General features: G+C 73.3%; 10 protein-coding genes. 9 read left to right on the top strand and 1 reads right to left on the bottom strand.

Annotated features, from left to right (window positions below):
• Positions 1–31: 31 nt before the first annotated feature.
• The gene (locus tag ACZ3HQ_RS18835) at positions 32–1,273 is read right to left on the bottom strand and encodes an alpha/beta hydrolase family protein (protein WP_467512270.1); all 1,242 of its coding nucleotides are present in this window, start codon (positions 1,271–1,273) and stop codon (positions 32–34) included.
• A 174-nt stretch (positions 1,274–1,447) separates the two neighbouring features.
• Between ACZ3HQ_RS18835 and ACZ3HQ_RS18830 the strand changes: the two genes are divergently transcribed.
• The 9 genes from ACZ3HQ_RS18830 to obgE all read left to right on the top strand — a co-directional run bounded on the left by ACZ3HQ_RS18830 (position 1,448) and on the right by obgE (position 12,813).
• The gene (locus ACZ3HQ_RS18830) at positions 1,448–2,065 is read left to right on the top strand and encodes a hypothetical protein (RefSeq protein WP_467512268.1); all 618 of its coding nucleotides are present in this window, start codon (positions 1,448–1,450) and stop codon (positions 2,063–2,065) included.
• A gap of 39 nt (positions 2,066–2,104) precedes the next feature.
• On the top strand, positions 2,105–3,172 hold the full coding sequence (locus tag ACZ3HQ_RS18825; RefSeq protein ID WP_467512266.1) for a hypothetical protein: 1,068 nt from the start codon (positions 2,105–2,107) through the stop codon (positions 3,170–3,172).
• Between the two features lie 46 nt (positions 3,173–3,218).
• On the top strand, positions 3,219–3,995 hold the full coding sequence (locus ACZ3HQ_RS18820; protein WP_467512264.1) for a TIGR03936 family radical SAM-associated protein: 777 nt from the start codon (positions 3,219–3,221) through the stop codon (positions 3,993–3,995).
• Positions 3,996–4,262: 267 nt separating this feature from the next.
• On the top strand, positions 4,263–8,528 hold the full coding sequence (locus ACZ3HQ_RS18815; RefSeq protein ID WP_467512262.1) for an Rne/Rng family ribonuclease: 4,266 nt from the start codon (positions 4,263–4,265) through the stop codon (positions 8,526–8,528).
• Positions 8,529–8,646: 118 nt separating this feature from the next.
• Positions 8,647–9,399 (top strand): phosphocholine cytidylyltransferase family protein, encoded by a 753-nt coding sequence (locus ACZ3HQ_RS18810; protein WP_467512260.1) that lies wholly within the window; start codon positions 8,647–8,649, stop codon positions 9,397–9,399.
• Positions 9,387–10,448 (top strand): iron-containing alcohol dehydrogenase family protein, encoded by a 1,062-nt coding sequence (locus ACZ3HQ_RS18805; protein WP_467512258.1) that lies wholly within the window; start codon positions 9,387–9,389, stop codon positions 10,446–10,448. The genes ACZ3HQ_RS18810 and ACZ3HQ_RS18805 overlap by 13 nt, the downstream gene beginning before the upstream one ends.
• A gap of 202 nt (positions 10,449–10,650) precedes the next feature.
• The gene (gene rplU, locus ACZ3HQ_RS18800) at positions 10,651–10,971 is read left to right on the top strand and encodes a 50S ribosomal protein L21 (RefSeq protein ID WP_030815038.1); all 321 of its coding nucleotides are present in this window, start codon (positions 10,651–10,653) and stop codon (positions 10,969–10,971) included.
• Positions 10,972–10,985: 14 nt separating this feature from the next.
• Positions 10,986–11,240: a 50S ribosomal protein L27 gene (gene rpmA / locus ACZ3HQ_RS18795; protein WP_031183638.1), complete on the top strand. Its 255-nt coding sequence runs from the start codon at positions 10,986–10,988 to the stop codon at positions 11,238–11,240.
• 127 nt (positions 11,241–11,367) lie between these two features.
• On the top strand, positions 11,368–12,813 hold the full coding sequence (gene obgE, locus ACZ3HQ_RS18790; protein WP_467512256.1) for a GTPase ObgE: 1,446 nt from the start codon (positions 11,368–11,370) through the stop codon (positions 12,811–12,813).
• The last annotated feature ends 121 nt before the right edge of the window (positions 12,814–12,934 follow it).

Below are 12,934 nucleotides of genomic sequence, written 5' to 3'. Positions count from 1 at the left end.
CCCGCAGCCGTACGGTGATCAAACCCGTCCGTCACACCGTGCCGGCGACGGCCAGCCGGGCGTCCAGCCAGTCGAAGACCCGCTCCTCGAACAGCGCCCGCCCCAGCGGCTCACAGTGCAGATGCGCCCCCTCCTCCTCGGTGAAGCGCACCAGTTCCTTGGGGCCGGGCAGCGCGTCGTACAACTGCTCGGACGCGCCGGGCCAGAAGTGCTCGCCCTCCGGGTCGGTGATCAGCAGCGGGGTGGTGATGTGGTCCACCACGCGGGTGAGGTCGTGCCGGGAGACCTCGGTCAGCAGGTCGTACCGCGAGACCTCGCACAGCAGGTCGTAGGGCTTCTCCACCCCGTACGGCTTGGCCCGCCAGCGCCACGTCGCGGCCAGCGCCGGGTTCTGCTCCAGCGCCTCCCCGATGATCGCGTCGAAGGCGTCCCGGTCCCCGCTCTCCCACAGCGCCCGCAGGTCCGGCCCGAGGTGCTGCCACCAGCTCTCCGCCACCCGCACCACCCCCGGATCGGCGACCGCCGCCGCCAGCCGGTGCTCGAAGGCCAGCGCGCGCGGCACCCAGTACCCGGCCTGGCTGATCCCGGCCAGCGCGATCCGGCGCGGGTCCACATCGAGGCGGGCGAGGAGGAAGTCCACGACCGGAGTGATGACGTTCTCCCAGTCCGGCCGGAAGGTGACCCCGCGCTCGAAGAGCATCGACTGCTGACCGGGCCCGTCGAACAGCAGGACGCGATACCCCCGCTCCACCGCCGGGGCACCGAGCAGCGTCCAGGTCGCGCTCAGCGGACCGTCACTGCCGTTGTTGGCGATCAGCGTCGGCAGCGGCTCGTCCGTGCCGGGCGGGCTGACCAGATAGCCGGGGAGCGTCGTGCCCTCGTACGGGATCGACACCGGCTCGGCGGGCGGGTCCAGGGCCAGCAGGAACCGGTCGAGGCAGGCCCGGTGCTCGGTGAACGCCTCCGCCGCCCGCTTCTCCGCGTCCGGTACCGCGTCCACACCCACCATCGCGGTGCCCAGATAGCCGGCCGCGCGCAACCAGCCCTCGCGGGCGCTCACCGGGTGCCCGGCCGCCGCGCACTCCTCCGCCTCCACCCGGACGCGGCGGCCCAGATGCAGCCACGCGTCGAACCACGCCTGGCCGTCGCCGTCCGCCACCGACGTGGCGGTGCTGAGCACTTCGCCCGCGTCGGCCCCCTGCCGCCACACCGAACCGAGGGCGAGCAGGATCTCGAAGTTGAACTGGTCGTTCTCGCTGAAGCGATACGTCATGACGGCTCCCGGACACGCCGAGCGAACCCCTAGCTGGTCCGGACCGCACCTCCCACGGTAGGTGGCCGTCCGCCACCGCGCACCACGGGCGGGCGGCGTGCGGGCGAGGGGGCGCGGCGTGACGATGGAACAGGGGGCGGGCCGCGACGGCACACCTCACGAGAGGACGTCCTCATGGTTGAGCAGGCGACCGCGGAACAGGCCGCGACCGGCAGGAAGAAGCCGCCCGGGACCGCGAGCGTGTTCCTCTCCTTCGCCCCCTGGATCATCTTCGGCGTGGTGGCCAGCCCCAGCACCTGGGAGTACGCGGCCCTCGCCGCCCTGGTCGCGGCCCTCGTGCTGTCCGCCCAGGATCTGCTGCACGGCAAGATCCGCGTCCTCGACGCGGCCGGCATCGTGTTCTTCGCCGTACTCTCCGTCCTCGCCCTGGCCCTGAACCGCCCGGACCTGCTCTGGCTGGAGACCTACGCCCAGGTCATCTCCAACGGCCTGGTCGCCGTCGTCGCGTTCGCCTCGCTGCTGTACGACCCCTTCACCGCGCAGTACGCCCGCGAGTCGACCCCGCGCCAGTACTGGGACTCGCCCGTCTTCCGGCACATCAACCGGGTGCTCACCACGTACTGGGGCGTCACCTTCGCCATCATGACCGCCTCCACCTGGCTGGCCATCCACTTCCCCGGCCAGGACGACTGGTTCAACTGGGTCATCCCCGTCGTCCTGCTGGTCATCGCGGTGAAGTTCACCCAGCGCTACCCGGAGACGTACAAGTCCCGGGCGGTTCCAGCGAGCTGAAAAGGCATCCAGAACCGCGTCGGCGGCGTCCATGAGGGTATGGACCTCGACAAGCCGCCCGCACCACAGCCCTCGGAGGGCTGCCTCGTCGTCGCCCTCCGGCTGCCCGTCCGGATCGTCGTGCTGGTGCTCGTGGTGCCGGTGCGGCTGGCGTGGGACGCGCTGGCCGCGGCCGGACGGTTCCTGCACGCCACCGTGCTGCGTCCCCTCGGCCGCGCCCTGCTGTGGGTCGGCCGCGCCCTCTTCGTCTGGCCCTTCGTCGCGCTGTGGCGCTGGGTACTGGTCCCGGCCGGGACCGCACTGAGGTGGCTCTGGAACGTCCTGGTCGTCACGCCGCTGACCTGGGCCTACGTCCATCTCCTGACCCCGCTGGGCCACGGGCTGCGCTGGGCCGCGCGGGGTGTGTTCACCTACCTGCTGGCACCGGTCGGCCGGGGCGTGGCCTGGCTCGCGCGGGGTGTCGGCGCCCTGCTCGCCGCCGTCGGGTCCGGCCTCTTCACCGGCGCCGCCTGGCTCGTGCGGTACCTGCTCGTCGTCCCCGGCCGGTGGCTGTACGTCCAGGTGCTGAGCCCCGTCGGGCGGGCGCTGCTGTGGGTGGCCGAGGCCCTGGTCGCCGGCGCCGGGGCGGTTCTGTACTGGACGGCCCGCGTCCTGTTCGTGCTGCCCGCCCTCGCCCTGTGGCGCTGGGTGCTGGCCCCCGTCGGCCGGGTGCTGGCCGTGCTCGCGCGTGAGGTCGTCGACGCGCTCGGGCACGCCTGGCGGATCGCCGGTCACCTCTCCCGCGTCGTGGGCCGTGCCCTCGGGACCCTCTTCCGGTGGATCTTCGTGGAGCCCGCCCGCTGGGTGTACCGGACCGTCCTCACTCCGGTCGGACACGTCGTACGGGACGCGGTGCTGCGGCCCGCCGCCCGGGCCGCGCGCGAGGTCGGCCGGGTCGCCCGGCTCACCCTCGCCGCCGCCCGCGACACCCTGCGCGAGACCCGGCGGGACGTGCGCCGGGCCCTCTTCGGGGAGCCCCGGCAGCAGGTCGCGGCGGACCGGCGGGAACCTCCGGCGCTCGATCCACGTACTCTTGGTAGCAGTACGACCGTTCTCACGAAGGACTAGGACACTGGGCAAGCGACAGCCCGAAGGCCCGCCGCCCGCACCCGCGGTGCAGCGCATCCGACTGCGTTACACCAAGCGCGGCCGCCTCCGGTTCACCAGCCACCGCGACTTCCAGCGCGCCTTCGAGCGCGCGTTGCGCCGCGCCGAGGTACCCATGGCGTACTCGGCGGGGTTCACGCCGCACCCGAAGGTGTCGTACGCCAATGCCGCACCCACCGGCACGGGCAGTGAGGCGGAATACCTGGAGATCGCGCTGACCGCACCGCGCGACCCCGCCACCCTGCGCGCGCTGCTCGACGAGTCGATGCCCGCCGGGCTCGACATCGTCGACGCCGTGGAGGGCCGCACCTCGGGGCTGGCCGACCGGCTCACCGCCTCCGTGTGGGAACTGCGGCTGGACGGCGTGACCCCCGAGGAGGCCGAGGCCGCCACCGACGCCTTCATGGCGGCGGAGACGGTTCAGGTGCAGCGGATGGCCAAGAACGGCGTCCGCACCTTCGACGCCCGCGCCGCCGTCGTCACCCTGGAAACGCGGGACGAGCCGGCTGATAGGCCCAGCGACCGGCCCTGTGCGATACTGCGCCTGGTTGTTCGGCACGTGACGCCTGCCGTACGACCCGACGACGTCCTGTCCGGTCTTCGCGCCGTGGCCGACCTGGCGCCGCCGGTCCCCGCAGCGGTGACCAGGCTGGCGCAGGGGCTGTTCGATGAAGAGACCGGCACGGTGACCGACCCGCTCGCGCCCGACCGCGAGGCAGCCACGGACCCGAAGGCCGAACCGGCTGCCGCCGCGACGGCGCCGGTGCCGGAAGGTCCCGCGTAGGGACGCACGCCGTAGCGCCGCCCTCTGATCCGGGAGCCACCTGGATCGGGCAGCGCACCGACCAGAAGACTTTCGCCAGGCCGTACCGACAAGGCGTACGGAACCGGCGAGACAGGACACAGAGTGCTCCCGTGCGGCGCCCGCGCCCCGGACGGCGGCCACCGCGCATCGCGCGGGCCGCGGACGTCAGCGGTGGCCGGTTCTTTCGCGAGACCGGCCCCGGACCAGGCGCGGCGACCCGGGAGCTCCGACGGGAGAAATGCCCGCATGCTCGAACCGACCGAGCCCAACGAGGGCTCCGAACCGAACACCCCCAGCGACACGCTGCCCCCGCGCAGGCGTCGCCGCGCCGCGTCCCGCCCGGCGGGTTCGCCCGCCGCCGGAACCGGCACCACCGAGACCACCGCGCAGCCCGAGGCCGCCGCCCCGGCACCGCAGGCCGAGCCTGCAGAGGCCCCCGAGGCCCCCGCCGAGACAACACCGCGCCCGCGCCGCCGCACCACCCGCCGCGCCTCCGCGCCCGCCGGGACCCCGGCGGCCGCCGAGGCCGCCACGGTCACCGAGCCGGCCGTACCGGCCGCGTCCGCCTCCGAACAGGCCGACACCGCCGACACCGCCGCCGGGACCACCGCGCCCGCACCGCGCCGCACCCGCCGCCGGGCCTCCGCGCCCGCCGGGTCGCCCACGCAGGTCACCGCCGAGGACAACAAGGCCGAGGAGGCCGACGTGGCCCAGGACACCGAGGACAACAAGGCCGCCGAGCCGGCCGGGTCCACCGCCGAGGCCCCCGCCGCGCGTCCGCGCCGCCGCGCCACCCGGCGCGCCTCCGCCCCGGCCGGCGCGCCGAAGGCCGCCGAGACGCCCGCCGCCGAGACGCCCGAGGCCGAGAAGCCCGCCGTCGAGCAGCCCGCCGAGCCGGTGCCGGCCGCCGAGACCGAGGCTCCGGCCGCGCGTCCGCGCCGTCGGGCGACCCGCCGTACCTCCGCGCCCGCCGCCGAGGCCGCCGTCGCCGAGACCCCGGCCGCCGAGGCCGAGCCGGTCGCGGAAGCCGCGCCCGAGGCCGAGGCCGCTCCGGCCGGCCGGACGCGCCGTCGGGCGACGCGCCGGGCCTCCGCGCCCACCGAGACCCCGGCCGCCGACACCGTGGCCGCCGAAGCCCCCGCCGCCGAGGCGGAGCCGGTCGCGGAGGCCGAGCCGGTCGCCGAAGCCGCGCCCGAGACCGAGGCCGGCCCCGGCCGTGCCCGCCGTCGCGCCACCCGCCGGGCCTCCGCGCCCGCCGGTGCCCCGGCCGCCGCCGAGGAGAAGCCCGAGGCCGCCGCCGAGCCCGAGCCGCGCCCCGCCCGCAAGGCGACGCAGTCCGAGCCGGCCGAGCCCGAGGGCGGCCGCCGCCGTCGCCGCGCCGTGCGCCAGGCCGCCGGCGGGTTCTCCGCGCCCGCCCCCGCCGAGGGCGACGCCCCCCGCCGTACCGCCCGGCCCGCCGTGGCCACCTTCCAGGCGCCGGTCTTCACCGAGCCGAGGTTCCAGACCCCGCAGCGCGCCGCCGCCGAAGCCGCGGCGCAGGCCGCCGGTGTCCAGGAGCCCGAGAAGGCCGAGGAGACCGAGAAGCCCGAGGAGACCACCCCCGCTCCCGAGGCCGCCGCCACCGACGAGCGCGACAACGGCCGCCGTCGTCGGCGCCGCCGCGGCGCCCCCGCCGAGGAGACCCGCGCCGTCGAGGAGAAGCCGGAGCCGGTCGAGGAGCCCGTCGAGGACGAGGACGACTCCGACGACGCCGAGGGCTCGGACGACTCCGGTTCCCGCCGCCGTCGCCGCCGGGGCGGCCGTCGCCGCCGCCGTGGCGACGCCTACGACGGTGACGACAACGGCGAGACCACCGACGAAGCCGACTCCGCCGACCTGGCCGCCGAGCAGGCGGAGCAGGACGCCGAGGACACCGCCGAGCAGGAGGACGAGGACGCCGAGGAGGCGGACGAGGCGCGGGGCGAGGAGTCCGGCGGCTCCAGCTCCAGCCGTCGCCGCCGGCGCCGTCGCCGTCGCGCCGGTGACTCCGGTGGCGACGCCGAGCCGGCGTCCACGGACGACCCCGAGCGCACCGTCGTCAAGGTCCGCGAGCCCCGCAAGGCCGCCGAGCCGTCCGACGAGGTCCAGTCCATCAAGGGCTCGACCCGCCTGGAGGCCAAGAAGCAGCGCCGCCGCGAGGGCCGCGAGCAGGGCCGCCGCCGCGTGCCGATCATCACCGAGGCCGAGTTCCTGGCCCGTCGCGAGGCCGTCGAGCGTGTGATGGTCGTGCGCCAGCACGGCGAGCGCACCCAGATCGGCGTCCTGGAGGACGGGGTGCTCGTCGAGCACTACGTCAACAAGGAGCAGGCCACCTCGTACGTCGGCAACGTCTACCTGGGCAAGGTCCAGAACGTGCTGCCGTCCATGGAGGCCGCCTTCATCGACATCGGCAAGGGCCGCAACGCCGTCCTGTACGCCGGTGAGGTCAACTTCGAGGCGCTCGGCATGGCCAACGGGCCGCGTCGCATCGAGTCCGCCCTCAAGTCCGGCCAGCCGGTCCTGGTCCAGGTGACCAAGGACCCGATCGGCCACAAGGGCGCCCGCCTCACCAGCCAGGTCTCCCTGCCGGGCCGCTACCTCGTGTACGTCCCCGAGGGCTCGATGACCGGCATCAGCCGCAAGCTGCCCGACACCGAGCGGGCCCGGCTGAAGACCATCCTCAAGAAGATCGTCCCCGAGGACGCGGGCGTCATCGTGCGCACCGCCGCCGAGGGCGCGAGCGAGGACGAGCTGCGCCGTGACGTCGAGCGGCTCCAGGCGCAGTGGGAGGAGATCAAGAAGAAGGCGAAGACGGGCAACGCCCCGGCGCTGCTGTACGGCGAGCCGGACATGACCGTCCGCGTCGTCCGCGACATCTTCAACGAGGACTTCTCCAAGGTCATCGTCAGCGGTGACGAAGCCTGGTCGACGATCCACGGCTATGTCTCCCACGTCGCCCCCGACCTCACCGACCGGCTCCAGAAGTGGACCGGTGAGGCCGACGTCTTCGCCACGTACCGGATCGACGAGCAGCTCGCCAAGGCGCTGGACCGCAAGGTCTGGCTGCCCAGCGGCGGTTCGCTGGTGATCGACCGGACCGAGGCGATGGTCGTGGTCGACGTCAACACGGGCAAGTTCACCGGCCAGGGCGGCAACCTGGAGGAGACGGTCACCAGGAACAACCTGGAGGCGGCCGAGGAGATCGTGCGCCAGCTCCGGCTGCGCGACCTCGGCGGCATCATCGTCATCGACTTCATCGACATGGTGCTGGAGTCCAACCGGGACCTGGTGCTGCGCCGCCTGCTGGAGTGCCTGGGCCGGGACCGGACCAAGCACCAGGTGGCCGAGGTGACCTCGCTGGGCCTGGTGCAGATGACCCGCAAGCGGGTCGGCCAGGGCCTGCTGGAGTCCTTCTCCGAGAACTGCGTCCACTGCAACGGCCGCGGTGTCATCGTGCACATGGAGCAGCCCACCTCCGTCGGTGGCGGCGGTGGCGGCAAGCGCAAGAAGCGCGGCCGCGGCGACGGGCCGGTCCACGAGCACGAGACCGCCGCGCCGGTGGAGACCGAGACGGTCGACGAGGTGGCCGCCGAGGCCGCCGAGCCGGTCGCGCTGCCCGAGCCGGACTTCACCCCGGACGAGGAGCTGTACAGCTCCGTCGCCGAGGCGGAGGCGGCTGCCGGACGCGGTCGCTCGCGCCGCAAGGCCGGCCGCCGGGCCTCGGCCCCGGCCGGTGCGCCGAAGGAGGGCAGCCGCCGCTCCGCCGAGCGGGCCGAGCGGTTCGAGCGGGCCGCCGAGGAGGCGCCGACCGCCGCGTCGGTCACCGCCGAGGAGGCCGCTGCCACCCCCGTGGTGCCGGAGCCGGCCGCCGAGGCGCACGCCGAGCCGATGGCCGCCGAGGACCCGGTGGTCGCGCCGGAGCTCGCCGAGGAGGCCGCGCCCAAGGGCCGCGCCCGTCGCCGGGTCACCCGCAAGGTGTCGGCGCCCGCCGGTTCGCCGGCCGGGGCCGAGGCCGCCGTGGTGACCGTCGCGGAGTCCGCGCCGGTGGCCGAGCCGGAGCCGCAGCCGGAGGCCGCCCCGGCGGCTGAGGAGAGCGCCGCCCCGGCCCGTCCGCGCCGCCGCGCGGTGCGCAAGGCCACCGCGCCGACCGCGTCGGAGGAGACGGCCGTCCTGGTCGTCCCGTCGTCCGCGCCGGAGCAGCCGGCCGCCGAGCAGCCGGCCGCCGCCGAGGAGCCCGCCGCCGAGGCGGAGTCCGAGGAGGCCGCGCCCGCCAAGAAGACCGCCCGCAAGGCGGCCAAGAAGGCACCGGCGAAGAAGACGGCCGCGAAGAAGGCCGCGCCCGCCAAGAAGACGGCGGCCGCGAAGAAGACCGCCGCCAAGACGACGACGGCGAAGAAGACGACGGCCAAGAAGGCGGCCAAGACCGCCAAGACGGCCGCCAAGTCGACGGCGAAGAAGACCACCACGGTCCCCGCGCCGGACGACGAGAGCTGAACCGAACACCCCTCGTGTGGTCCTGTCGCTCGCGACAGGGCCACACGGCTTTTCCCCCCCCACCCCCCGCGCACCGGGGAAGTCGCCCCGGAACCGGGGAAGTTAAGGAGAGCCCGCGATGATAGGTCTCGTGCTGGCGGCCGGCGCCGGACGGCGTCTGCGTCCCTACACCGACACCCTGCCCAAGGCCCTGGTGCCGGTGGGGCCGGAGGGCGACGAGGAGTCGCTGACGGTGCTGGACCTGACGCTGGGGAACTTCGCCGAGGTCGGCCTGACCGAGGTCGGTGTCATCGTCGGCTACCGCAAGGAGGCCGTGTACGAGCGCCGGGCGGCCCTTGAGGCGAAGTACGGCCTGAAGATCACGCTGATCGACAACGACAAGGCCGAGGAGTGGAACAACGCCTACTCCCTGTGGTGCGGCCGGGACGCGCTGAAGGACGGCGTGATCCTCGCCAACGGCGACACCGTGCACCCGGTCTCGGTCGAGAAGACCCTGCTGGCCGCCCGCGGCGACGGCAAGAAGATCATCCTCGCGCTGGACACCGTGAAGTCCCTGGCGGACGAGGAGATGAAGGTCGTCGTGGACCCCGACAAGGGCGTCCAGCGGATCACCAAGCTGATGGACCCGGCCGAGGCGACCGGCGAGTACATCGGTGTCACCCTCATCGAGGGCGACGCGGCCGAGGAGCTGGCCGACGCGCTGCGCGCCACCTTCGAGCGCGACCCGCAGCTCTACTACGAGGACGGCTACCAGGAGCTGGTGAACCGCGGCTTCAAGATCGACGTCCAGCCCATCGGTGACGTCTCCTGGGTCGAGATCGACAACCACGACGACCTCGCCAAGGGACGGGAGATCGCGTGCCGATACTGACCCGGCTCATCCCCTCGCCGGTCGTCGTCGACATCCGCCCAGGTGCCCTCGCCGACCTGGCGAGCATCCTCGCCGACCAGCGCATCTCGCACTCCGGCCGCCTCGCCGTCGCCGTCAGCGGCGGCTCCGGTGCCCGGCTGCGCGAGCGGGTCGCCCCGCAGTTGCCGGGCGCGACCTGGTACGAGGTCGGCGGCGGCACGCTGGACGACGCCGTGCGGCTGGCCGACGAGATGAAGTCCGGCCGGTACGACGCCGTGGTCGGGCTCGGCGGCGGGAAGGTCATCGACTGCGCCAAGTACGCGGCGGCCCGTATCGGCCTGCCGCTGGTCGCGGTCGCCACCAACCTCTCCCACGACGGCATCTGCTCGCCGGTGTCCATCCTGGACAACGACGCGGGCCGGGGCTCGTACGGCGTGCCCACGCCCATCGCGCTGCTGATCGACACCGACATCATCCGCGAGACCCCGGTGCGCTTCGTGCGCTCGGGCATCGGGGACGCGGTGTCGAACATCTCGGCCGTCGCGGACTGGGAGCTGGCCAACCGGGTCAACGGCGAGAAGATCGACGGCCTCGCCGCCGCCATGGCCCGCCAGGCGGGCGAGGCGGTGCTCCGGCACCCCGGCGGCTGCGGCGACGACGCGTTCCTCGCGGTGCTCGCCGAGGGTCTGGTGCTGTCCGGCATCGCGATGTCGATCGCCGGCCACACCCGGCCGTCCTCCGGCGCCTGCCACGAGATCAGCCACGCGCTCGACCTGCTCTTCCCCGAGCGGGCCGCCAGCCACGGCGAGCAGGTGGGCCTCGGCGCCGCCTTCGCCATGCATCTGCGCGGCGACCACGAGGGCTCGTTCCTCATGGCCGCCTCGCTGCGCAGGCACGGGCTGCCGGTGCTGGCGGAGGAGATCGGGTTCAGTGTGGACGAGTTCGTCCGGGCCGTGGAGTTCGCGCCGCAGACCCGTCCCGGCCGGTACACGATCCTGGAGCACCTGGACCTGTCCCCGGAGCAGATCAGGCAGGCGTACGCCGACTACACGGCGTCGCTGGAGCGCTGAGCCCCCGCTGCTCAGGGCCCGGTTTGACCCGTACGGAACGCCCCCGTACTCTTGACCGTCGGCGTGTCATTTGAACATGCCACATCCCCGTAAACCTTCTCCTTCCGGCCGCCTGGGTGCGGTCGGGAGAGGTCGTTCCTGGTGTTCTGCCGGTCCGGCTGGCCTGCGGGGGTGCCGTCCTTCGAGCGAAAGTGAGATCCGCGTGTACGCCATCGTGCGCAGCGGTGGTCGCCAGCACAAGGTTGCTGTCGGCGACATCGTTGAGGTTGACAAGATTTCCACGGCCAATGTCGGCGACACGGTCGAGCTTTCGACCCTGCTCGTTGTCGACGGTGACTCCGTGACCAGCGACCCGTGGGTGCTGGCCGGCATCAAGGTCCAGGCCGAGGTCGTGGACCACCACAAGGGCCAGAAGATCGACATTCTGCGCTACAAGAACAAGACCGGCTACCGCCGCCGTCAGGGCCACCGCCAGCAGTACACGGCGATCAAGGTCACTGAGATCCCCGCGGCTGCGAAGTAAGGGACTGAGAAGACATGGCACACAAGAAGGGCGCATCGTCCACCCGGAACGGGCGCGACTCCAATGCCCAGCGGCTCGGCGTGAAGCGCTTCGGCGGTCAGGTCGTCAGCGCTGGTGAGATCCTCATCCGCCAGCGCGGCACCCACTTCCACCCCGGTGCGGGCGTCGGCCGTGGCGGCGACGACACGCTGTTCGCCCTGCTCCCCGGTGCGGTGGAGTTCGGTACCCACCGCGGCCGCAAGGTCGTGAACATCGTTCCGGTCGCCTGAATCACCGATTCACGGCCGCGAGCGTAAAAGCCGCGCGAGGCGGACCTCACTTCCCGGTCGGGAAGGCGGGTCCGCCTTTCGCGTGTTGACATAGGTATTACCCGTACTTTTCTGGAGGCACCGAACCATGACCACCTTCGTGGACCGCGTCGAACTGCATGTCGCCGCGGGTAACGGAGGCCACGGCTGTGCCTCCGTCCACCGTGAGAAGTTCAAGCCGCTGGGCGGTCCGGACGGCGGCAACGGCGGGCGGGGCGGCGACGTCATCCTGACCGTCGACCAGTCCGTGACCACGCTGCTCGACTACCACCACTCCCCGCACCGCAAGGCCACCAACGGCAAGCCCGGCGAGGGCGGCCACCGCTCCGGCAAGGAGGGCCAGGACCTGGTCCTGCCCGTCCCCGACGGCACGGTCGTCCTGGACAAGGCCGGCAACGTACTGGCCGACCTCATCGGCCACGGCACCTCCTACGTCGCCGCGCAGGGCGGCCGGGGCGGCCTCGGCAACGCGGCGCTCGCCAGCGCCCGCCGCAAGGCCCCCGGCTTCGCGCTGCTCGGTGAGCCCGGTGACCTCCAGGACGTGGTCCTGGAGCTGAAGACCGTCGCCGACGTGGCCCTGGTCGGCTACCCGAGCGCGGGCAAGTCCTCGCTGATCTCGGTGCTCAGCGCCGCCAAGCCGAAGATCGCGGACTACCCCTTCACCACCCTGGTGCCCAACCTCGGTGTGGTGACCGCCGGTTCGACCGTCTACACCATCGCCGACGTGCCCGGCCTGATCCCCGGCGCCAGCCAGGGCAAGGGCCTGGGCCTTGAGTTCCTGCGCCACGTGGAGCGCTGCTCCGTGCTGGTGCACGTGCTGGACACCGCCACCCTGGAGTCCGACCGCGACCCGCTCTCCGACCTCGACACCATCGAGGAGGAGCTGCGCAGCTACGGCGGTCTTGAGGACCGGCCCCGGATCGTCGTCCTCAACAAGATCGACGTGCCCGACGGCAAGGACCTCGCGGAGATGGTCCGCCCCGACCTGGAGGCGCGCGGCTACCGTGTCTTCGAGGTCTCCGCGGTGGCCCACACCGGCCTGCGCGAGCTGACCTTCGCCCTCGGTGACCTGGTCGGCCAGGCGCGCGCCGCCAAGCCGCAGGAGGAGGCGACGCGCATCGTCATCCGGCCCAAGGCCGTGGACGACGCGGGCTTCACCGTCACCCGCGAGGAGCTGGACGGCGAGCCGGTGTACCGGGTGCGCGGCGAGAAGCCGGAGCGCTGGGTGCGCCAGACCGACTTCAACAACGACGAGGCCGTCGGCTACCTCGCCGACCGCCTCAACCGCCTCGGCGTCGAGGACCGGCTGACGAAGGCGGGCGCCCGCGCGGGCGACGCCGTCGCCATCGGCCCGGAGGAGAACGCGGTCGTCTTCGACTGGGAGCCCACCGTCACCGCCGGCGCCGAGATGCTCGGCCGCCGCGGCGAGGACCACCGCTTCGAGGAGGAGCGCCCGGCGGCCCAGCGCCGCAGGGACCGCCAGGCGGAACGGGACGAGGCGCAGAAGGAGTTCGACGACTTCGAGCCCTTCTAGAGGCGGGCTTTCCGGGGTTCGGCGTCATCATCTGGTTGCCGGACCCCGGAAGAGTGTGTCCGGACGGCGCGGAGTACAACTTTTCCCAGGGCTCGTGAGTCTTCGCTGGGACAACTGAGGT

Source organism: Streptomyces sp. NPDC018263, assembly GCF_055562575.1.
Note: the sequence above shows the minus strand (reverse complement) of the source record. Positions and strands in the feature narration are given on the sequence as shown.

Coding starts and splice junctions, on each gene's coding strand:
- ACZ3HQ_RS18835 (WP_467512270.1), bottom strand. CDS start 1,273: ATGACGTATCGCTTCAGCGAGAACGACCAGTTCAACTTCGAGATCCTG.
- ACZ3HQ_RS18830 (WP_467512268.1), top strand. CDS start 1,448: ATGGTTGAGCAGGCGACCGCGGAACAGGCCGCGACCGGCAGGAAGAAG.
- ACZ3HQ_RS18825 (WP_467512266.1), top strand. CDS start 2,105: ATGGACCTCGACAAGCCGCCCGCACCACAGCCCTCGGAGGGCTGCCTC.
- ACZ3HQ_RS18815 (WP_467512262.1), top strand. CDS start 4,263: ATGCTCGAACCGACCGAGCCCAACGAGGGCTCCGAACCGAACACCCCC.
- ACZ3HQ_RS18810 (WP_467512260.1), top strand. CDS start 8,647: ATGATAGGTCTCGTGCTGGCGGCCGGCGCCGGACGGCGTCTGCGTCCC.
- rpmA (WP_031183638.1), top strand. CDS start 10,986: ATGGCACACAAGAAGGGCGCATCGTCCACCCGGAACGGGCGCGACTCC.
- obgE (WP_467512256.1), top strand. CDS start 11,368: ATGACCACCTTCGTGGACCGCGTCGAACTGCATGTCGCCGCGGGTAAC.